This window comes from Sedimentibacter acidaminivorans (assembly GCF_017873955.1).
GTDB classification, from domain to species: Bacteria; Bacillota; Clostridia; order Tissierellales; family Sedimentibacteraceae; genus Sedimentibacter; species Sedimentibacter acidaminivorans.
Genome location: NZ_JAGGKS010000006.1, coordinates 112298 through 134498, shown reverse-complemented (window position 1 = coordinate 134498; position 22201 = coordinate 112298). Strand labels below are relative to the sequence as shown.

Genomic DNA, 22201 nt, shown 5'->3' with positions numbered 1-22201 from the left:
ATATATTTAATTAGTATCATGCCTAAATTATTATGCGTATAATTTTGTATATAAGTCGCTCAATGCTTTACTTTCTCTCATGATTTGAAGTGCAGTATCTGCATGTCCCTTAGTATATCCATTACCTATAATCATGTTAACGTCTTTGCCAACACCCTCTGCTCCTAAAGCAGCTTTAGTGAAGCTTGTAGCCATACTGAAATAGTAAACTGTTCCGTCATCCTTTGTTGCAAGAATTGCCGACATTTCACAATTTGGTCTACTTACACAGCTTATAACTAAATCGCAAAGTTTACCATCTGTAACTTCCATAACTTTTTCATAAACCTCTATAGCATTTGTAGCATCTCCTGCAATATACACATCAGCAAGTCCTAAAGCCCTAACTTTATCTAGAGAACTTTCTCTATGTGCCATACAAATTACTTTTCCAGTAGGCCCAACTAATTTCTTTGCTTCATATAAGCAAAGTATACCTGATTTACCAGCTGCTCCAAGAACTAAAACTGTATCTCCTTCTTTAACAAGCTTAACTGTTTGTGCTGGTGCTCCAGCAACATCAAGAACTGACAATGCAAGGTTTTCCGGAATGTCTGAAGGTAATTTTGCATATATACCACTTTCAAACAATATTGCTTTACCTTTAATGTCTACTTGGTCAATTTCTTTTCTTACATCAAGTATTTCTTCAATTACTAATGGTGTTAGAGATAATGATACAAGAGTAGCTATTTTATCCCCTACTTTTAAATCTGTTTTTCCTTCTAACGCAGTTCCTATTTGTTCAATAGTACCGATTAGCATTCCTCCAGATCCTGTTACAGGATTTTGATGCTTTCCTCTCTCAGCAACAATTCCTTTCATTATTTCTTTTATTTTTTCTACGTCTCCACCAGCTTGGTCAGAAATTTGTGTAAAACTAGCAGAATCTACATTTAATGTTTGAACATTAATAAGTATTTCATTGTCGTATATTTCCATATTGTTGTCAATTTTAATAGCTGGTTGTGGTAAAACTCCTTTAGGTTCAATTACTCTGTGAGTTCCGAATGGGTTTCCTTTTTTCAATTTAACGCCTCCTAAAAATTTTTTGTGGGTTTAACTTTTGTTTGATTTTTTGGGTTTTTTTTGAATATATTTTGGGTTTATAATTATTCACTACTCTATAATGCAATTACTATGCCAACTAATTAATATTTTAACAATCCACATTTTTCAATATTTAAATAGCTTTAATCCTATAATTTGTTTGACAAGTGCCTAAAAACAGGCATAAGCTATTTGACTTAATAAATTAAATTATTATGCATATATTATGCTTAATAAAAATAAAATTATAACTATTAAATTTTTATCGTGCAACTTAAGTATTGATTTTTCATATAATATATGGAATAATAATAAACATATTATATCATATATTAAAAGGAAAAATAAAATGGATAATAGACCTATTGGAATATTTGATTCAGGTGTTGGTGGCCTCACTGTAATGAGGGAAGTTATGGAGCAACTTCCATATGAAAACTTAATATATTTTGGTGATACAGCTAGAATTCCTTATGGTTCTAGATCTGTGCAAACCATAAAAAAATATGCATATCAATGCGCAAGTTTATTAAAAAGCAAAGATGTGAAGACTATAGTTATAGCTTGCAACACAGCGAGTTCTATCGCATTAGAACATTTGCAAAAAAACTTTGATATACCTATAATCGGTGTTATTGAACCAGGAGCAAGAAGTGCTGCAGCTGCAACGAAAAACAGTCGTATCGGTGTAATTGGTACCGTAGCAGCCATCAACAGCGGTGCATATCAAGCAAAAATCATGGAATATAGACATAATTCTGAAGTTATAGGGATACCATGTCCTCTTTTTGTTCCGATTATTGAAGAAGGTTGGGAATATTCAACAGTAGCTGAACTTACTGCAGAAAAATATCTCGGTGAGTTGATTGAACATGATGTTGATACTTTAGTATTAGGGTGCACACATTATCCAATACTTAGATATACTATAAAAAAAGTTATTGGTCCTAGTGTAAAGCTTGTAAATCCTGCATTTGAAACAGCAAGAGACTTAAAAAAAGTTCTTGCAGACCAAAACTTACTAAACGAAAACTATGATTTGCCTCAGTATGAATATTATGTAAGTGATGCACCTGAACGTTTCAGAAGAGTTGGAGGGAATTTCTTAAAAAAGGAAATCAACAACCTTTCAGAGATAGCAATAGATAATCTATAAAATATAGTAATTACAAAGGATGTGGTGTTTTGGAAGAAGTTAAAATTAAGATAACAACAATTCAAACTATTGATGATGCTGGCAATGAAGATAATATTGAAATGATTACAGAAGCTACATTAGATAAGATTGATGATTGTTTTATAATAAACTATGATGAAAGTGGCTTAACGGAAACAGAAGGTAGCAGAACTAGACTTAAAATATACAAAAATAAAATGCTGTTAACTAAAATTGGTTCTTTTTCATCTAAAATGAAATTTGAAGAAGGTAATAGCTACAGCGATTTTTATACAACTCCTTATGGTTCCTTCGATTTAGATTTTTTAACAGTTAGTTACATTAATAATCTAGATGATAATGGTAGAGGTAGTATTGAAGTAGAATATAAAATCGTTTTTGGAAAAACAGGAGAAAGCTATAATAAATTAAAAATAAATATTTATAATTAAGAACTCATCTGCATAATTTTCGGCATATGTGCATAATTTTTGGCGTTTACCTTATTTAAGTTGAAAATATATAAGGAGCTTACTATGGAAAAAAAATATTTTGATTCTCTTATACAAGCAATTGATTTGATTGGTGATGGTATACACATAATTGATGCTAGCGGCAAAATTGTTTATTATAACAGCGCAGCAAAGTTTCTTGATGAAATTGATGTGGATAAAGCTATAGGAAGACATATCCTAGAGGTTTATCCCTCCTTAACTTTTGATACAAGCACTCTTTTAAGTGTTATGAAAACTGGCAAACCTATTTATAATATTGAACAGAATTTTGTTAACTATAAAGGCGATAAAATATCTACAATTAACTCATCTCTTCCCATTGTTTATAACAACAAAATCGTTGGAGCATTAGAAATTTCTAGAAATATTACAAAGATGAGAGAATTGTCAGAACAAATTGTTAATTTACAAAGAGAATTGTATGAATCAAATAATTTTTCAAACGAAAATGAAATTGGTAATGAAAAGAAAAGAAAACCAAATGTTAGTTTTACTTTCCTTGACATCATAGGTCAAAGTAAAGAAATGCTAAAATTAAAGACACTTGCTACTAAAGCGGCAATGTCTGATTCACCGGTTATGGTATCTGGAAGTACAGGTACTGGTAAAGAACTTATTGTACAATCTATTCATAATTCTAGTCACAGAAAACACAAGCCATTTATTGCGCAAAACTGTGCTGCATTACCTGCAAACCTTTTAGAAAGTATTTTATTTGGATCTGTAAAAGGTAGTTTTACTGGTGCTGAAAATAAACCTGGACTGTTTGAACTGGCTAATGGTGGAACATTATTTCTCGACGAAATTAATTCTATGCCTCTAGAATTGCAAGCAAAACTTTTAAGGGTTTTACAGGATGGACGTATAAGACGTGTAGGGTCTAGTAATACTATCGATGTTGATGTACGAATTATTTCTGCTATAAATACTGATTTAAATACTGTACTAGAAGAAAAACAATTAAGGCAAGATTTATTTTATAGGCTAAATGTTATAGCATTAATTGTTCCCGACTTATCTAAGCGTAAAGAAGATATACCTATATTAGTAGATTATTTCATAAAAAAATATAATAAAAAGTGCAATAAATTTTTTATTGGTGTTTCAAAAAAAGTTTTAGATATTTTCTTAGATTATAGTTGGCCTGGAAATGTACGTGAGTTGCAACACGCTATTGAAAGCGTCATAAGTTTATATGATGGTGATATAATAAGGGAAGAACATTTACCTTTTCAATTTAAAAATTTTCACCCAAATAAATATTTTACATTGGATACAACCATAATACAACCTCTGAACGTTGCTGTAGACAAAGTTGAAAGAGAAATAATAACTTCAGCTCTTGTACAAACTGATTACAATATATCAAAAGCTGCTAAATTAATCAGTATACCAAGACAAACCTTACAATATAAAATAAAAAAATTAGATATACCTTTTGAGCAATAGATAAATAAAACAATAAAATATTTACAAGTTTTAGAAACATATGCATTTTAATGAAAGTAGGGAACGTATTTTATGCGTTCCCTTATTTATACAAAATTTTCTTATTCATTTAACGATAATGATTTTGCATACATTCTTTGCATATCACTAGAATACAACCCTGTATTTTCTATTTTTCCCTTCTCTATCAATTCAAATATTTTAGATTTTAGTTTTATATCTTTAAGCCCTCTTCTTGTTTTAATAGAATCAATTTCTTCTTGTGTAAGAACTTCTTGCAGTTTTTTTTCTGTATCAATATCAAATACTGGCTCTGAGTTATCTGTATTTCCAAAATCTACGAAACATAATGATGGAAACATGACACACCACCAATTCTGCCCTTCAGCTTTTCCAATTTCAATTCTCACAGCATCATAATTACCTTCTGGTAAAACTATTTCTTTATATTGCTTTCTAGGAAACTTATAATTTCCATAATAAACATTTATACTATAGTCATAACCATTTGCTTGAGTAGTTGATTCAGATATATATCTTATTTCATCTAGTTTCTCTAAAATTATTCTTTCACTTTCTTTTTTTGTTGAAATTAATTCAAATTCTTCATCAAAAGTTTTTATTATATTATTTCTTACTTCATATTTCAGTTGTTGATCTTCAAAAGTATCTGAATTTGCAATTACATGAAGTCTAATAACCTTGTCCTTAATCTTGTAAATACTTTCATAAGCTTCAACTGTGTAGGAAATTAAAAGAACTGATAATACTAATAAAAATGATAATGTAACTTTTTTATAATATGCCATAACGCCTCCATAATATGTTTTTACTATTATTTCCACATGTTATTATATTATACATTTATTTACATAATTATTTTACTAGTCCAGTACTCTTAATTTCAATACTGTAATGTACATTTATATTTGCATCTGAAAATACCTGTTCATAATTATCTTTTATTTTATCATAATCCGTTTTATGAAATTTATATAACTTATCTTTTATTTTAAGCAAGTCTGATTTATATATTTTTTGAAGCTTATTTATTGTATTAACTGTTTGCTCTGAAATTTGGTTTGTCGCAGTGACTTTTATTTGCTCTAGAAATTTCTGATCAGATAAGCTTTTATTTCCAAGTTCAAATGAATCTATATAACAGAACAAGTCGACATAATAATTTGCAGTTAATTTAGAATTTTCTAAATCTATTCTTTCTATGGTTCTAATGCTTACTGCACCTAGTGATATAGAAGAATCCTCCAGTTTAATATTAACACTTTTCATGTTAGAATTTGAAGGATCTAACAATAGCATTATTATTTCATTTTCTTCATAACTTAGGTTTCCTATATGCTGGTAGTTCTTTATAACGGCTGATTTTTCTATTTTTAGACCATCATCAATTTTTTCTACTAAAGGAATCATTTCACTATTAAAGTCCTTAAAGTTTAATAAAGCCTCATCAAATGTATAAATATCTTGATAGTTTTCTTTCTTAAGTTTAACTAATAGCTCACTTAAATATCTACCAACTATTGGGTTGCTAGGTATTTCTGTAGTTATTATATCTTTAGCATCTCCTTTTGCTACAGCAATCTTAACCCTCCTATTTATTTGTGGCGAACGTTCAATTTCATCAAAAATCCTTTTTATACAACTTGGGTCAGAAGCAGTACTTTCACCTATTACTATAACTTGCATCAACCTGTCTGATATTACCTTATCAGATCGCAAAAAACTATCATTATAAAAATTTGAAAAATTTTTACTTTCTGCTGTATATATTAGCCTTTCCTCTTCACTTCCTTCATTTATCTTAGGAATTTCTGCAGTAAATAAAAAGTTATCATCTTCACCTTTATCTATACCAACAGCAAATATATATTCTCTATCATTAATTTCTACATTATCCCAACATCCTGTCAATAATAATACTAGTACCAACGTGACTAATATTAATAAACTCTTTTTCATATGGCCTCCATACTTTATGCAATAAATTCATTAATTACAGTATCAATTTCTAGCTTTACCTTTTTTCTTTCCCTTAAATATTATCAATATAGGTATTAATAAGTTTAATCCACTAAAAACATATGCTGGAATTTTAACATATGGATATAACATGTACATTCCAGGCAATGCTGCCGCCATTATATACAATATAGGTATTTGTATAAATATAAAATACCCATTCTCCTTTGTTTCCAAGGTTTCCTGTATTGCAAGATTTGTAAAATACATAAGAATGCAAACACATGAGAATGTTACTATGATTTGAAATGACATTCCTACAATCTCAGTACTTTCAAAGAAAAATCCAGGTATATTAACAAACTTCATAACCGATAAAAATGGCCACACTAAATTAACAGCCTCTTCCATTCCAAATTTTATAATTATTAATATATAGCACCCTATATATATAGCCATACTTATAATAATAAATTTCTTATTTAACAACATATTCTTTTCAGTTTTTGAAACATGACTATTTGAAAACATCAAAATTGCATATCCAAAAAAACCAAACAAGGTATTTGGAATAGACTTAACTACTCCTTCTATATCTACAGGATAAATAGGAAATACATTTGTATAATTTGAGTAATAAGCCGAAAATATTATTACTGCTAAATATGGTATCAAAGCAATCAACACTGTAATATGGGCTATTTCAGAAATTGTTTGTATTCCCTTTTTAGCGGCATACGATGCAGTTAAAAGTATTGTTATTATAATAAAACTAATTGGTGTTTTAAAAAGCATCAATAGTTTTATTTGCTCTGCAAAGTCTTTCATTAACAAACTATTCGCAACAATAAACAAAATTATATAATATAAACCTATAGACTTAGCTATATACTTTGGAAGAAGATGACTTGAAATACCAACTATTGTATCTTCTTTATAATCATCCATTATTTTATTTATTGGCTTTATAGTTAAAATCAATATAATTGCCCCTATTATTATAGAAAGCCATCCAACAGGTCCATCAACTTCTGATAATATAATAGGCATCATTAAAGTTTGAAATGCAAATGAAACTAATATTAGTATTGAAACATTTTGATATGGTGTTATTCCTTTTTCAAACATTTATAACCCCTTCTCTTTTTTTGATCTTAGATATTGTGGTCTATGCACTAAATTATGTATTTTATGTCTAATAACCGTGTCCTTCAAATCTTTTTTGTTTTCAACAAAACTAGAAAATGGTGATAAATATGGAATACCAAAACTTTTTAGTGTACAAAGATGTATAATAAGAATACATAATCCAATTGATATTCCAAAAAGACCCATTGTAGCTGCTAGAAATATAAAAGCAAATCTTATCATTCTAAGGGATGTTGAAAAATTATAGCTTGGAATAGTAAATGATGCTATTGCTGTCAATGCAACTACTATAACAGCTAATGGAGTAATAAGTCCTGCTTCAACTGATGATTGACCTATTACTAAACCTCCAACCAAACCAATGGTGGATCCAACTGGTCCAATTATACGTATTGCGGCTTCCCTAATTAGCTCTATTACAAGTTCCATGAGAAAGGCTTCGAAATATGCAGGAAATGGAACATTAGCCCTAGATGCTGCCACATATAAAGCAAGCTCTGTGGGTAACATATTTGGGTGAAATGAAGTTATTGCAACATACATTGCTGGCAACAATATGGTGATTGGTAATGCAATATATCTAATTATACGTATCATACATGAAGACAACCATCTCTCATAGTAATCTTCAGACGATTGCATAAAAGCTGTAAAAATAGCTGGGGCCATAAGAACTGTTGGTGTATTATCCACAGCAATTACAACTCTCCCCTCTAATAATGCAGATGCAGCAGCATCTGGTCTCTCTGTATTTTCAATTTGTGGAAATGGTGAGTAGTTATCATCTTCTATAAGTTCCTCTATGTATGAACTTTCTAACACAGCTTCAATATTTATATTATTTAACCTTTTTTGTACTGCCTTTAATACATCTTCGTTAACTTTGTCTTCTATATACATTATTGCTATATCTGTTTTTGATACGCTACCGATTTGCATATATTTAACCTTTAACTTTGGATCACGAATTCTTCTTCTTATCAAAGTTAAGTTTACTTTCATTGTTTCGTTGAATCCATCTCTAGCACCACGTAAAACTGTTTCTGTTGATGGTTCAGAAACACCTCTCATCGGCCATCCTCTAGAAGATAGCATTATAGCTTTAGAACAAGTGTCTATAAAAAGAACAGTTTCTCCTGAAAGTATCTTGAGTACAGAATCCTCTATGGTTAGTATAGGTTTTACTTCTAGTACAGAAATACTAGTCTTAGCTATAGCCCCTTGCAACTCTTTTTCTGCATTTTTTTCTAGTTCTTCTAAATCTAGATTTTCAATAAGATTATCAATGGCATATTCACTCACAGAATCCTTATCAGTCATACCATCTATATATACAACACCCATTTTGATTTTCTGATTTTTACCACACTCAAGCCTTCTATATATTATGTCGTCTGCATCTTTAAGTATTTCCTTTAAGATAGCTATGTTTTTATTTAAATCTGTTTCAATTTTTCTTTCTACTTTATTTTCTTTCACTGTACCACACCCTTACATATTTAATATTACAGCAACAGCTATAGCTAATATTCCATAAAAAATTCCTGTAGTTTTCACTATTTTATAGTCCTTATGGTAATTCTTACGCTTAAGTTCCTTGCTGGTTCTAAAAATTAAAAAGTAGCTGATTACCAAAAAAAGTATTATTATTTCATTGCTCAATATTTGCTTTAAATAAATTATGAAATACATTATATTCGCACATTACCTCCCAATTTAAATATAAAAAAAGTTGCTATGCAACTTCCGCTAGGGGGACCTATGTCCCCCTTCGGCGTAATTGCTTATTACTAAGCATTTTTACTGAGCACCCCCCTTAACGGCAAGGACGTCCCGTCCTTTGCAATCCTCGTTTTTTATATACTAGGAGGAGAACTTTCCTAGTATATAAAAAACACCTTATTTACAATAATAGTAATATTTGCAAATTTAGGTGTTTTTATTCTAAATATATAAATTAAATTTTATATGATACTCCTACATTTTATATTTTTGTTTCTTTCTAACTAGTGTTGATATATCTATACCAAGAATTTCAGAAGCTTCTTTCATATTTTTTGTTAACAGTAGTGTTTTTTCAATTATTTCCTTCTCATATTCCTCTAATTTTTCTTTTAGGGATTTATTATCAAGTATTACAGATTTATTTTCTGAAACTTCAACTATATTTTCACCATTCATAAGGTTTTCTCTAAATAAACCAGTATCTATACATGCATTATCTGACATTAAAACTGTTCTCTCAATTATATTTTTCATTTCTCTAATATTTCCCGGCCATTCATAACCTAAAAAACTTTCTAGGCAACCTGCTGAAAAATAACAATTTTTTCCGTATTTATTATTATAATACTCTAAAAATTGCTGTGAGAGATGTATAATATCTTCTTTTCTTTGTCTTAGGGATGGAATAATTAACCTAACTACATTTAACCTATAGTACAAATCTGCTCTGAATTTTTTTTCATCTACTAATTTTTTTAAATCAACGTTCGTAGCAGCTATAATTCTAGCGTTAAATTCAACAGGTTTTGTTCCACCTATTCGGTAAAACATTCTATCATTTAGAGAACTAAGAAGTTTTACCTGCAAAGTATATGGCATATCCCCTATTTCATCTAAGTATAGAACCCCTCCATTCGCTTCCTCAAAGAGACCTTTTTTTCCTCCCTTTTGTGCTCCTGTGAATGCACCTTCCTCATATCCAAAAAATTCAGATTCTAATAGATGTTCTGGTACTGCACCACAATTAATTTTAACAAATTTACCTTTGTTTTTCCAATTGCATGTATTGTAAATGTACGATGCAATAAAATCCTTTCCAACACCAGTTTCTCCAAGTATTAGTACCGTACTATCTACAGATGCAATTTTTTGTGCCTTATTATAAATAATTTTCATGTTTTCATTATTTATTACAGGCTCTTTTTTATGTTCAATTGTTTCTGCATTATAAGTGTTCTTACTTTTAATAAATAAATTTTCCTCTTTTGCGATATTCTTCATCAAAATATCAAGTTCAGACACATCCCTAATTACGGCTATAGTCTTAGAAAGTTTTCCTTTTTCATCAAATATGGGAGACCCTGATACAAGGCACCTTTGACCCTTATAATAATTATTAATAGTAGAAACCGGACCTCTTGTTTCAATAACCTTAGCACAGCATGAATTTGGTAAAATATTGTGGTTTCTTAAATCATAAACAGTTTTTCCGATTATCTGATCTCTTGTAAGTCCGGAAAGATTTATAAAGGCATCATTTACATACTGCGTGCTACCCTCTTCATCTGTAACGTATATTCCATCATCTAACTTATTAAACATCTCATTATATAGGTATTGTTGCCGATTTAACCTAAGAATTTGTTTTTCTAGTTCGCTATCTAATGAAAAATCATAGAAGAAAAATGCATAGAGATCATGTTCGTAAAGTTTAAGTTCTTCAATCATTACATAATACACATAATTATCTATATACTTAACAGGATACATTTCTTGCTTTTTATCTAGCTTAATATCTTGAAAATATACTGTAATTTTTTTATTCAATATATCCTCATTGTTACTCACAAACTTTTTAAAATACTTATTAAAATAGATTATATTATATTTATCATCTGTTAGCAAATACCCCATATTCATACTATCATTGTTAATAACCTTCATTTTGCCTCCATTTTTTTACAACATTTTATATTATGTCGCATACTGATATTTTTTAAATACATTCTAATATAGTATTAATTATTGCATTTATGGAATAATAGGTATAATATATAATATATAGAATTATTTAATATAATTACATAGTACAACTATTTTGTTCTATTATAACACATTATATGCAATATTGCAATTACAATACATAACAATATGCATTAATGCATATTGTTATGTGTATAATTAGGTAATTTTTTTATAAAAATTTGTGTTTAAGAAATATTCGTTTATATTTCAGTGTTTATTAAGTAAATAAATTATTGGCACGATATTTGCTTATAATTTAACTATAAAATATTAGGAGGATAATATTATGAAAAAAGTTGTTATTGCATCTGCAGCCAGGACACCAATAGGTTCATATGGAGGAGTTTTTAAATCTATATCAGCTGTAGAACTTGGTGTTGCAGCTGCAAAAGAAGCTATAAAAAGGGCGAAAATTGAACCTTCAATGATTGATGAAGTATTATTTGGAAATGTTCTTGGTGCTGGTTTAGGGCAAAATGTAGCTCGACAAGTTTCACTAGGATCAGACATTCCTATAGAAATTCCTGCACTTACTATTAATATCGTATGTGGTTCAGGATTAAAATCAGTAAGCATGGCTGCTCAATTAATAGCTAATGGTGATGATGATATAATTCTTTGTGGCGGTTGTGAAAGCATGACAAATGCTCCTTATTTACTACCTAACGCAAGATGGGGACAAAGAATGAATGATGGTAAAATAATTGACTCTATGGTACATGATGGCTTATTCGATATTTTTAATGAATATCATATGGGGATTACTGCTGAAAATGTAGCTGAACAATATGGATTAACAAGAGAAGAGCAAGATAAATTTGCTGTAGCGAGCCAAAATAAAGCCGAGGCTGCACAAAAGTCTGGAAGATTTGTCGATGAAATAGTTCCAGTTATTATTCCACAGAGAAAAGGCGAACCATTAGTAGTCGATACTGATGAATTTCCAAGACATGGTTCAACATTAGAAAAAATGGCTAAATTACCTCCTGCTTTCAAAAAAGGCGGTACAGTTACAGCAGCAAATGCATCAGGAATAAATGACAGCGGTGCTGCATTAATTGTTATGAGCAAAGATAAAGCTGATGAGCTTGGCATTGAATATCTTGCAGAAATAACAGGTTATGGCACAGCTGGTGTTGACCCTAAGGTTATGGGTCTTGGTCCTATACCAGCAACTAAAAAAGCATTATCTAAGGCTAACTGGACTGTTGAAGATTTAGATTTAGTTGAAGCAAATGAAGCATTTGCCTCTCAATCTTTAGCTGTTGTTAAAGACCTTGGATTAAACCCCGATATAGTAAATGTTAATGGTGGAGCTATAGCGCTTGGACATCCAATTGGAGCTTCAGGAGCAAGAATTCTTATTACATTATTATATGAAATGCAAAAGAGAGATTCTAAAAAAGGTCTTGCTACATTATGCATCGGTGGCGGAATGGGAACATCATTATTAGTTGAAAGATAAAAAAATTAGTATAATATATGTAGGGTAGGAGAATAATCTTCTCCCTACAATTATTTATAAAATATTAACATTAATAAAATTATATTATGTAAAAAGAAAATAAGAAAGGGTGATTTAGTCTTGATTAACAAAATTATTTCTATTAACGAAGCAGCAGATAAAGTAAAAGATGGCATGACTATAATGGTAGGTGGTTTTTTAGCTAATGGTACTCCTGAAGACTTAATTGATGCTTTAGTAGTAAAAAATGTTAAAAATTTAACACTTATATGTAATGATACTGGATTCCCTGACAGAGGTGTTGGAAAAATGGTTGTTGCAAAACAATTTAAAAAAATGATCGCATCTCATGTTGGAACAAATCCAGAAACAGCTAATCAAATGAATTCAGGAGAAACAGAAGTTTGTTTAGTTCCACAAGGTTCACTAGCTGAAAAGGTAAGATGTGGTGGTACAGGCCTTGGAGGCTTTTATACACCTACAGGAATTGGAACAGAAGTTGAAGAAGGAAAAGAAAAAAAAGTTATCGATGGAAAAGAATATATATTAGAACTTCCATTAAGAGCTGATGTTGCATTATTAAGAGCAAAAATTGTAGATAAAAAAGGAAATATGATTTTTACAAAATCATGCAAAAACTTCAACCCTCTTATGGCAATGGCAGCTGATGTTGTTATTGTTCAGGCTGATAAAATAGTTGAGGTTGGAGAAATTGACCCTGAGGATGTAATGAGTTCAGGAATCTTTGTTGACTACATTGTTGGAGGTGACAAATAATGGATGCTAAAGCTGTAATTGCAAAAAGAGTTGCGGAATTTTTAAATGATGGTGATGTTGTAAATTTAGGTATTGGTCTACCTACTATGGTAGCAAACTATATTCCAAAAGATGTAGATATTACATTCCAATCAGAAAATGGATTTTTAGGTTTAGGACCTGCACCTGAAGCAGGCAAAGAAGATTGGGAACTTGTAAATGCAGGTGGTATGCCTTCTTCTATACTTCCTGGGGGTATGTTTTTTGATAGTGCAACTTCATTTGGTATTATTCGCGGTGGTCATGTTGATGCTACTGTTCTAGGAGCGATGCAAGTTGACCATCATGGAAATCTTGCTAACTGGAAAATTCCAGGCAAGATGGTTCCTGGAATGGGTGGAGCTATGGACTTAGTTGTTGGAGCTAACACAGTTATAGTTGCTATGGTGCATACTCAAAAAGGAAAACCAAAAATACTAAACAATTGTACTCTTCCTTTAACTGCTAAAGAACAAGTTAATTTAATAGTTACTGAAATGGCAGTAATTAGGGTTACAAAAGAAGGCTTAGTTCTTGAAGAGTTAGGACCAGAGGCTACTGTAGAAGATGTAAAAGCTGCTACTGAAGCTGAATTAATAATATCTCCTAACTTAAAAAAATTTGGATTAGATAATTAATTAAATATTGTATAAACTATAAAAGGGTATATGAAAATATATCCTTTTTTGTTATAATTAATTATAATCTTCACCTATTTGTCACAATTATGTTATATTATTATAGATAAACGGTAAGTGTAAAATATTTACACTACAACACAAAATAACATAGTTTAAATTAATAAACACTTCTAGAGAGGAACAAATAATGAGACTAAAATATAGTTTAAAAAATAAACTCTTTATGGCTATTATATTTGTACTAATTTTTAATATTTTTCTTTCACTTATTTTAGGAACCACTTTTTTTGATAAACTATATACTTTTGATAAAATTGACAGTTTAAAAAAGGGAGTAGATGAAATAAAGACATCATATCTTAAAAATAACTTGGACGATATTGTTAATACAATTATAAATCATGAAATTCAGAATATGTCAATTTGCATATTTTCATTAGATGTTAACACAGGTGAGGGTGAACTTGAATATTATTCTAGACAAAAATATTTTTCTGCAAATCCTTTTGAAAAAGATGTTCTTTACTTAATAGAAAAATTATACAATGAAAATACATTTAACAAACTAAACGATAAAAACAAATATTATATAATTAATGATGAAGAAAATCATATTGGAAACAATATAACAGTTGTATCTAACATAAATGAAAACAAATATATAATTGTGCAAACACCAAAAAAATTCATTAGAGATATTTCTAATTTGGCCGTAAAATATGGTTTATATATATCTATTTTTACATTTTTAATTGGAGCAATAATAATTTACTTTATAGCAGACCGCACAACTAAACCTATTCGTGAAATGCAAAAGACTGCAAACAATATATCAAACCTAGACTTTTCTTATAGATGCGATGTACTTTCAAATGACGAAGTAGGTCTACTGTCCGTCAGTATTAACAATATGGCTGTAAAGCTTCAAGATTATGTATCTCAACTAATGATTGCTAATGAAAAATTAAAAGATGACTTAACAAGGCAGGAAAAAACTGATCAAATGAGAAAACAATTTATTGCAAATGTATCTCATGATTTTAAAACTCCTTTAACACTAATTATGAGTTATTCTGAGGCCTTACTAGATATGAAGGACATGGACGAAACAACTAAAATAGAATATTTAAATATAATTGTAAATGAAGGAAATAAAATGTCTGAATTTGTTCAGGAATTATTAAAATTATCACAGCTTGAAAGTGGAATGATAAAACTTGAAAAAACAAATTTTAGTATCAATGAAATTATTAATGATACAATTAGAAAAAACAAAATAATTTCTAAATCTAAAAACTTAACCATTAATAAGGATATATCAAACAATAGTATTGTATTTGCAGATTATTATAGAATAACCCAAGTTGTTCAAAATTTATATGAAAATGCGATAAAATATGCACCAACTAACGGTGAAGTTAAAATATCAACGTCAATTAAACTTAATAAATGCATTGTTAGAATTTATAACACTGGTAAACCTATTTCAAATGAAGATTTGGAAAATATTTTTATTAGTTTTTATAGATCTGATAAGTCAAGAAAAAATATGGGCAGCTATGGTCTTGGACTTGCAATAGTTAAGGTAATAATGGATATGCACAATGAAAATTTTGGTGTACAAAACATAGATAATGGAGTTGAATTTTGGTTTGAACTTGAAAATATTGAAATAGATACTGATATGGAGGAATAATTTATGGAAAGCAAAATTTTACTAGCTGAGGATGAAGATAATATAAGGAAATTAATTTCAAGTTATTTGGTTAATGAAGGGTTCAAAGTTATAGCTGTAGCTGATGGTGAGGAAGCTATCTCTACTTTTGACAACAATTATGATTTTTCACTTATAATACTTGATGTTATGATGCCAAAAATAGATGGGTATGAAGTTAGTCGCTATATTAGGAAAAATTCTGAAGTTCCAATACTTATGTTAACAGCAAGAGATACTGAAACAGATGAAATAACTGGATTTAATTCTGGTGCTGATGAGTATATTGCAAAACCTTTCAGTCCTAGAATTCTTGTAACTAGAGTAAAAAATTTATTGAAAAGAACATCAATGAATAGCATGCAGGATATAGAATTGGAGGGTATATCTATTAAATACCGTGAGCGTTTAGTATTAATTGATGGTGAAAAAGCTATTTTAACCCCAAAGGAATTTGATTTGTTTTACTATTTACTTCAAAACAAAAACATAGTTCTGTCTAGAAGTCAAATTTTATCAACAGTTTGGGACTGGGACTATTTTGGTGATGATAGAACTGTAGATACACATATAAAATGCCTAAGATCTAAAATAGGAAAATATGGAAAAAGCATAGTAACAATAAGGAAAATTGGTTATAAATTTGAAATAACCTAACTTATAATTTATCTAAATATATCTTAAATAAAAAACAGGTATTTTATAATAGCAATAACTTAGGGGGGGTGGGTTGCTACGTACAATACCTATTTTTTATTATTTATTTAAAACCAATAAATGGTTAATGTATATTATTATTTGTTTTTTAGTAATTTGCTGGTTTTTGTTTTAATTTCATATCAATTGTATTTTCATCTCCACCTCTATTTATAGTAACTTTAACTACATCATTTTCTTTATATTGATACAACTGCCTTTTTAAATCTGCCATTGTTTCTATTTTATTACCATCAATTGCTGTAATTACATCACCCATCTCTAATCCTGCTTGAATTGCTGGTGAATCCTTTATGGCTTCTATTACAACTACTCCATATTCAGCACTTACATCTACACCAAGTGATTTCTCATATGTTGTAACATCTACTCCTTTAATACCGACGTAAAGTGATGAAACTGTTCCATTGCCTATAATTTGCTCTAAAATTGATTTTGCTGTATTTATAGGAATTGCAAAGCCTAGACCTTCTGCTGTACTCATTTTAGCAGTATTAATACCTATTACTTGACCTTCGGCATTAAATAGTGGTCCTCCGCTATTTCCAGAATTTATAGATGCATCAGTTTGTATAAGTGGTTTTATTGTTGTTCCATTTTCAAATTTTATAGACCTGTTTAATCCGCTTATAACGCCCTGGGTAACTGTTCTTTCTAAATCTAGTGTCATTGGATTTCCTATTGCAACAGCTGGTTCTCCGACCATTAATTCATCAGAATCACCAAGTTCAACTGCTGGCAACCCTGTTTTATCTACCTTCACAACAGCCAAATCAAGGGTGGCATCATACCATAAAACTTTACCTTCTATAGTTGAACCATCTATTAAAGATACTGTTATTTTATCGTATTCTCCATCTCCAATAACATGAGCATTTGTTAAAATATACCCATTTGGATCAACAATCATACCAGAACCCATGCTAGTTCCTTTTTGCGTTTGTGGTCCAAAAAATGTATTAATAGTTTGTGTCATATCTGTAGTGATTCCTACAACTGATTTCTGCGCCTTTTCAGCTACCGCAGCAGCAAAATACATGTTATCTGATAAATTAATATTTACTTGTTGTGCTGATGTATTTTTTCCGTTACCAGTCTGATTACTACCTGAATTATTTATTTGGTAATTTACAAGTACTCCTCCTGCTACTCCGCCAAGTAATGATGATATGAGAGCTACTAAAACAAAACTAGCAACTACTCTTTTTTTTATTTTATGTGGTTTTTTCTGTTTTTCTTTCTTGCTATATTGATTGTCGTCTCTAATTAAAAAGTTAACTTCATTTGAAAAATTGTTATAACCAGTTGAATTAGTTTTTTCTGATTGTTCCAATTGTTCTGATTGATAGATTTTTTCTTCAATTTTCTCGAAACTATCTTCTTGCTCATTTTGATTAAATATGTTTCTTTCATTATCATCCATTATTTTTTCCTCCTAATATTATATAACAATTATTTATTTATAATATAATATTATTATTATATTGTGATAGAAGTGTGTTTTTTGAGTGTAAATAATTTGAAATTTTTATATATTTAAATTTTTATATTTACTTTTTATTTATATTATTAAAGTCAAGAATAAAACTACTTTTCAGTTACTATTATTACTCTTATTCTTCCACCACTTGATTCTGACTTATCATAATACGCTTTTATATTATATCCGCCATTTCCTATAATATCAGATAATGGTATTATATCATATCCTGTGAACTTTGTATTGTCGTAAACAACAACATCACTGCTCAATAAATATATTTCACCTTTAGAAGTTTCTAATTGAACTCCATTTACATCTGTAATAGCCGTAGAAACCACTGATAGCGGCTTAATTGAAACTATGCTGGTACCATCTATGTAAAATGCTGCCGGCTGACCTAAATTTACATTTGTATAAGCTGAATTACTGCTTGAAAGAGTCATTGTTGTACCATTTACATCACATTCATATTTTGATGATATACTCATATCCACAGTGGTAACTTCTGCATCTAAAACTATTCCATATTTAAGTGAATCTCCTGTTACATTTTTCAATATTAAGTTGTCTATTTCACCATTTTTGTTTTTATTGTAATATAATATGTTTGAACTATTAATTTTTACATTGTTAATTCGTTGAGGATAAGTTATTACATATTTAGAATTCATACTTGAATCAACAGTTCCAATATCTATTATATTTATACCCGTTGCTATTGGTGTTAAACCAAGTTTTTTATTTTCCCAATCAAAAATTCCACTTAAGCTTCCTCCATTCGTTTTGCTTAAAACTGCAAGGCCATTTAAAAATTTAATGGTAACTACCGAATTAACCATGCTAGAATAATTTTTATTTGCTTCATATTCTAATATATCTCCATCTGTAGTAACTATTTCTACATAGTTTACATTGTAAGTATATCCTGAATCATTTGTAATGTTTTTTGTTCCACTACCAATTAAATATCCAATAATATTAATTTTCGTTTCAGTTGGTGATATAACATCTGCAATTTTGCCATCTTTACCAATTAGTAAAGTCACACTATCTCCAATACTAAATACACCTTTTGATGATAATTTATTGAATGCGTCTGCTGTTTCTAAAGAGTATTCCGTTCCTGATATAGCTACTGACGATGGTTGGTCTTTATTTGGTGATGCACTTTCGTATATTCCAGTTATTTTTTTATTGTACGCCCACAATATATTTAAAGATTGTGAATAGTACAAAACATCATATGTGCTTATATCATTTACACTAACCTTATTTCCATTTCTCATAACTATTACGTTTGAATTATTTGTATTAAATAAGTTGCTCCAATTTGAATCATTAGCTATAACCGGTCCTTGCATTTTATTACCTGATACTACTACAAAATCTATGTTTCCTCTTGAATAAGATACCTTTATAATATCTCCTACACTTATGCTAGAAACTATATTATCAACAGTTGTTTTAGTCCCTTTATAATATACAGTTGTACTTTTATTGAGCCCTAGTGATTCTGTATACCCACCAGACATTGAAACTATTATATCTCCATCAATTGCTGCATATGCAATATAGGTTGTAATCTGGTCATCCGAAGGGATAAAGCATATAATTTCATCATTATTATTCAATATAGCATTCCCTTTTCTTCCTATGTTCTCTACATTAAACATACTAGTAATCTTATATGTACCTGCTGAAGTAGAAATCTTTCCAACACTAATTGATGAATCTTCATCGGAAGTAGCAATTAATATTACATCTTCAAGTATTTCATACCCTAAAGAATCAACATAGGCACTACCTGATTTTGTATTGCTATTTAGCATATTGTATATTATTTGCATTGCATCATTTCTAGTTATTTCAGTTCCTGCTTGAACAGAAGAGTTTTTCAATAAACCTATATTAGTTGCTAAGCTCAGTTGACCATATGGCCAAGATGAACCAAAGTCTTCACTTGTATAACCCATTAAGTTAAGTACGACTGTTACAGCTTCTTCAAGTGTTACATTTTTATCTGGCTTAAATGAAGAATCTGGGTACCCTGTTATAAGCTTGCTTGCAACTGCAACGCTTATGTATGGTGCTGACCAACTGGAATACGGTACATCTTTAAATGGTGATGTAGTTGATTTTGATGACACACTATTTTTATAAGGAGATGCATTTACTATTATTTTTGCAAATTGTGCCCTCGTAAGTTTATCTTCTAGATGCATGTTTCCGTCCGAGTATCCGCTCATTATATTGAGTGATTTCATCATCTGTACTATATCATCAGATGATGTTTCAGCTGCATATGTTGTAGCAAATATGGTACAAAATGTTAATACAATTAATGTAAGTGCTATTATTTTTTTCAATTATATCAATCCTTTCTTTTTTTAAGGTTGTAATTATGTTGTTGATTGCGTTAGTCTTGTCTTAATGCATCTATTGGGTGCATTTTAGCTGCTTTATTAGCTGGAAAATATCCAAATGTTATTCCTATTATAACTGAAACAGAAAAGGCAATGATCACTGCATAAAAGGATGGCTTAACAGTCATATCTAGTAAGGATCCGATTCCATATGCTGATACTACTCCAAATATAATACCAATTACCCCTCCTACTGAACTAGTAGTTGCAGCTTCTACAACAAATTGACTCATTATATCTTTTCTCTTTGCTCCAAGTGATTTTCTTATGCCTATTTCTCTTGTTCTCTCTGTTACTGAAACGAGCATTATGTTCATAATTCCTATACCACCTACTAGAAGTGATATTGCCGCGACTCCAACTAGTACCAATGTTACGGTTCCCATTAACTCATTTACTTGGTCTAGAGCCTGGGATGCACTAAATACACTGTAGTAATTAGTGCTGCTAAATACTTCTGACATTTTTTTATTTATTGCTTCCATTGCTTTTTCTACAGTTTCAGTAGAAGTTGCACTAAATGAATAGTTGCTTATTGACATCATACGTGATAATCTCGATGCTGAAGTGTATGGTATCATCACTATATCATCATCTCCACTCTCTTCGGAATCTGCTTTTTCTGCTAAGACTCCAACAACAGTAAATGCTGTTCCATTTATTTTTATCTGTTTTCCTATTGGTGATTCATTTTCAAAGAGTTCATTTTTTACATACGAGCCAATAACACATGTTTTTTGTCTTTTTTCAACATCTAAATAACTTATGTATCTGCCCGATTCAACAGTTGAATTTTTTATTTGGGGAAAATATTCATTACTTCCTGTACAAGTTGTTGTCATATTGTTATATTCAAACTTTACAGTAGCATTATTAATAGAAACTAAAGGAGTAACAGCTGCTATTGAATCTGGATTTTCTTCGGCAAGTTCCTGCATTTCCTTTGGATTCAATGTTATGTTTCCACCTCTACCCCTAATGTTTACTGATATAAGATTTGTTCCCATACTTTCAAAACTTTCTGACATATCAGCTGCCATACCACTTATTAAGCTAACTAAAAGTATAACCGATGCGACACCTATAATAATACCTAGCATTGTTAAAAATGAACGCATTTTACTTCCTCTTAAACTTTTTATTGCTAATATAAAGGATTGTTTAAAGTTCATTTTCTGCCACCCCCAATACTTTATCTTCAATTATCTTGCCATCGTGCAGCCTAACTATTCTCTTGGCTTGCTGGGCAATAAAATTATCGTGAGTAATAAGGACTATGGTGTTTCCTTCTCTATTAATTTCTTTGAGGAGCTCAAGAACCTCTGCTCCAGTTTTTGAATCTAATGCACCTGTTGGTTCATCTGCAAGTATAACAGGTGGATTTCCAGAAAGGGCTCTGGCAATTGAAACCCTCTGCTGCTGTCCTCCTGATAATTGTGATGGCATATTTAATATCCTGTCTGTCAAGTCCACTCTTTCTAAGGATTCTTCTACCATTTTCTTTCTTTTATTCTTTTCTACTCCCCTATATATCAATGGCAACTCTACATTTTCAAATACATTTAGCTTTGAAATTAAATTGTACTGTTGGAATATAAACCCTAATGTAAGATTTCTTATTTCTGAAAGTTCATCTTCTTTTAATTTGCTTGCATCTTTTCCGTTTAAAATAAATTTACCTGATGTTGGAATATCTAAGCAACCAATCATGTTCATACATGTTGATTTTCCAGACCCCGACTGTCCTACTATAGCTACAAATTCATTTTTATCTATATGCAGATTTATTCCATCAAGTGCCCTTATTTCACTGTCACCTATTTTATATATTTTATATAAATCTACTAAATCTATCATGTTCAACCTCCCGAATTA

19 protein-coding genes are annotated in these 22201 nt (G+C 30.1%); 8 read left to right on the top strand and 11 right to left on the bottom strand.

Annotation, left to right across the window (positions count from 1 at the left end; translation table 11 throughout):
* Positions 1–30 precede the first annotated feature (30 nt).
* Positions 31–1068, bottom strand: coding sequence for an L-erythro-3,5-diaminohexanoate dehydrogenase (gene kdd, locus J2Z76_RS10905; RefSeq protein ID WP_209512086.1), 1038 nt, complete (start codon positions 1066–1068; stop codon positions 31–33).
* 370 nt (positions 1069–1438) lie between these two features.
* Between kdd and murI the strand changes: the two genes are divergently transcribed.
* From murI to J2Z76_RS10890, 3 genes are all read left to right on the top strand, one after another.
* Entirely contained in the window at positions 1439–2245 is an 807-nt protein-coding gene (murI, locus tag J2Z76_RS10900; RefSeq protein ID WP_209512085.1) for a glutamate racemase, read from the top strand.
* A gap of 29 nt (positions 2246–2274) precedes the next feature.
* Entirely contained in the window at positions 2275–2697 is a 423-nt protein-coding gene (locus J2Z76_RS10895) for a YwiB family protein (protein ID WP_209512084.1), read from the top strand.
* A gap of 84 nt (positions 2698–2781) precedes the next feature.
* A complete protein-coding gene (locus J2Z76_RS10890) occupies positions 2782–4209 on the top strand; it encodes a sigma-54 interaction domain-containing protein (protein ID WP_209512083.1) in 1428 nt (475 codons plus the stop codon).
* 101 nt (positions 4210–4310) lie between these two features.
* Here J2Z76_RS10890 and spoIIR read toward each other — a convergent pair whose 3' ends face one another.
* From spoIIR to J2Z76_RS10865, 6 genes are all read right to left on the bottom strand, one after another.
* Entirely contained in the window at positions 4311–5018 is a 708-nt protein-coding gene (gene spoIIR, locus J2Z76_RS10885; RefSeq protein ID WP_209512082.1) for a stage II sporulation protein R, read from the bottom strand.
* 67 nt (positions 5019–5085) lie between these two features.
* Positions 5086–6189, bottom strand: coding sequence for a Ger(x)C family spore germination protein (locus J2Z76_RS10880; protein WP_209512081.1), 1104 nt, complete (start codon positions 6187–6189; stop codon positions 5086–5088).
* Between the two features lie 42 nt (positions 6190–6231).
* Entirely contained in the window at positions 6232–7317 is a 1086-nt protein-coding gene (locus J2Z76_RS10875) for an endospore germination permease (RefSeq protein ID WP_209512080.1), read from the bottom strand.
* On the bottom strand, positions 7318–8817 hold the full coding sequence (locus J2Z76_RS10870) for a spore germination protein (protein ID WP_209512079.1): 1500 nt from the start codon (positions 8815–8817) through the stop codon (positions 7318–7320).
* 12 nt (positions 8818–8829) lie between these two features.
* A complete protein-coding gene (locus J2Z76_RS17080; RefSeq protein WP_425347563.1) occupies positions 8830–9030 on the bottom strand; it encodes a CLC_0170 family protein in 201 nt (66 codons plus the stop codon).
* 285 nt (positions 9031–9315) lie between these two features.
* Positions 9316–11007: a sigma-54 interaction domain-containing protein gene (locus tag J2Z76_RS10865; protein WP_209512078.1), complete on the bottom strand. Its 1692-nt coding sequence runs from the start codon at positions 11005–11007 to the stop codon at positions 9316–9318.
* 367 nt (positions 11008–11374) lie between these two features.
* On the opposite strand from J2Z76_RS10865, the gene J2Z76_RS10860 reads away from it, so the two are divergent.
* The 5 genes from J2Z76_RS10860 to J2Z76_RS10840 all read left to right on the top strand — a co-directional run bounded on the left by J2Z76_RS10860 (position 11375) and on the right by J2Z76_RS10840 (position 16360).
* Positions 11375–12553: an acetyl-CoA C-acetyltransferase gene (locus J2Z76_RS10860; RefSeq protein ID WP_209512077.1), complete on the top strand. Its 1179-nt coding sequence runs from the start codon at positions 11375–11377 to the stop codon at positions 12551–12553.
* 123 nt (positions 12554–12676) lie between these two features.
* Positions 12677–13330 carry a CoA transferase subunit A gene (locus J2Z76_RS10855; protein ID WP_209512201.1) on the top strand — a complete coding sequence of 218 codons (654 nt, stop codon included), beginning with the start codon at positions 12677–12679 and terminating at the stop codon, positions 13328–13330.
* A complete protein-coding gene (locus J2Z76_RS10850; RefSeq protein WP_209512076.1) occupies positions 13330–13986 on the top strand; it encodes a 3-oxoacid CoA-transferase subunit B in 657 nt (218 codons plus the stop codon). Before J2Z76_RS10855 ends, J2Z76_RS10850 begins: the two co-directional genes overlap by 1 nt.
* 190 nt (positions 13987–14176) lie before the next feature.
* Entirely contained in the window at positions 14177–15685 is a 1509-nt protein-coding gene (locus J2Z76_RS10845) for a sensor histidine kinase (protein WP_209512075.1), read from the top strand.
* A gap of 3 nt (positions 15686–15688) precedes the next feature.
* Positions 15689–16360, top strand: coding sequence for a response regulator transcription factor (locus J2Z76_RS10840; RefSeq protein WP_209512074.1), 672 nt, complete (start codon positions 15689–15691; stop codon positions 16358–16360).
* Between the two features lie 148 nt (positions 16361–16508).
* Here J2Z76_RS10840 and J2Z76_RS10835 read toward each other — a convergent pair whose 3' ends face one another.
* The 4 genes from J2Z76_RS10835 to J2Z76_RS10820 form a co-directional block, all read right to left on the bottom strand.
* The gene (locus J2Z76_RS10835) at positions 16509–17843 is read right to left on the bottom strand and encodes a S1C family serine protease (protein ID WP_209512073.1); all 1335 of its coding nucleotides are present in this window, start codon (positions 17841–17843) and stop codon (positions 16509–16511) included.
* 164 nt (positions 17844–18007) lie between these two features.
* Positions 18008–20269 (bottom strand): S-layer homology domain-containing protein, encoded by a 2262-nt coding sequence (locus J2Z76_RS10830; RefSeq protein ID WP_209512072.1) that lies wholly within the window; start codon positions 20267–20269, stop codon positions 18008–18010.
* A gap of 50 nt (positions 20270–20319) precedes the next feature.
* Entirely contained in the window at positions 20320–21498 is a 1179-nt protein-coding gene (locus J2Z76_RS10825; RefSeq protein WP_209512071.1) for an ABC transporter permease, read from the bottom strand.
* The gene (locus tag J2Z76_RS10820; protein ID WP_209512070.1) at positions 21488–22183 is read right to left on the bottom strand and encodes an ABC transporter ATP-binding protein; all 696 of its coding nucleotides are present in this window, start codon (positions 22181–22183) and stop codon (positions 21488–21490) included. Before J2Z76_RS10820 ends, J2Z76_RS10825 begins: the two co-directional genes overlap by 11 nt.
* Positions 22184–22201: the final 18 nt, after the last annotated feature.

Coding starts and splice junctions, on each gene's coding strand:
- murI (WP_209512085.1), top strand. CDS start 1,439: ATGGATAATAGACCTATTGGAATATTTGATTCAGGTGTTGGTGGCCTC.
- J2Z76_RS10890 (WP_209512083.1), top strand. CDS start 2,782: ATGGAAAAAAAATATTTTGATTCTCTTATACAAGCAATTGATTTGATT.
- spoIIR (WP_209512082.1), bottom strand. CDS start 5,018: ATGGCATATTATAAAAAAGTTACATTATCATTTTTATTAGTATTATCA.
- J2Z76_RS10880 (WP_209512081.1), bottom strand. CDS start 6,189: ATGAAAAAGAGTTTATTAATATTAGTCACGTTGGTACTAGTATTATTA.
- J2Z76_RS10875 (WP_209512080.1), bottom strand. CDS start 7,317: ATGTTTGAAAAAGGAATAACACCATATCAAAATGTTTCAATACTAATA.
- J2Z76_RS17080 (WP_425347563.1), bottom strand. CDS start 9,030: ATGTATTTCATAATTTATTTAAAGCAAATATTGAGCAATGAAATAATA.
- J2Z76_RS10865 (WP_209512078.1), bottom strand. CDS start 11,007: ATGAAGGTTATTAACAATGATAGTATGAATATGGGGTATTTGCTAACA.
- J2Z76_RS10860 (WP_209512077.1), top strand. CDS start 11,375: ATGAAAAAAGTTGTTATTGCATCTGCAGCCAGGACACCAATAGGTTCA.
- J2Z76_RS10850 (WP_209512076.1), top strand. CDS start 13,330: ATGGATGCTAAAGCTGTAATTGCAAAAAGAGTTGCGGAATTTTTAAAT.
- J2Z76_RS10845 (WP_209512075.1), top strand. CDS start 14,177: ATGAGACTAAAATATAGTTTAAAAAATAAACTCTTTATGGCTATTATA.
- J2Z76_RS10840 (WP_209512074.1), top strand. CDS start 15,689: ATGGAAAGCAAAATTTTACTAGCTGAGGATGAAGATAATATAAGGAAA.
- J2Z76_RS10835 (WP_209512073.1), bottom strand. CDS start 17,843: ATGGATGATAATGAAAGAAACATATTTAATCAAAATGAGCAAGAAGAT.
- J2Z76_RS10825 (WP_209512071.1), bottom strand. CDS start 21,498: ATGAACTTTAAACAATCCTTTATATTAGCAATAAAAAGTTTAAGAGGA.
- J2Z76_RS10820 (WP_209512070.1), bottom strand. CDS start 22,183: ATGATAGATTTAGTAGATTTATATAAAATATATAAAATAGGTGACAGT.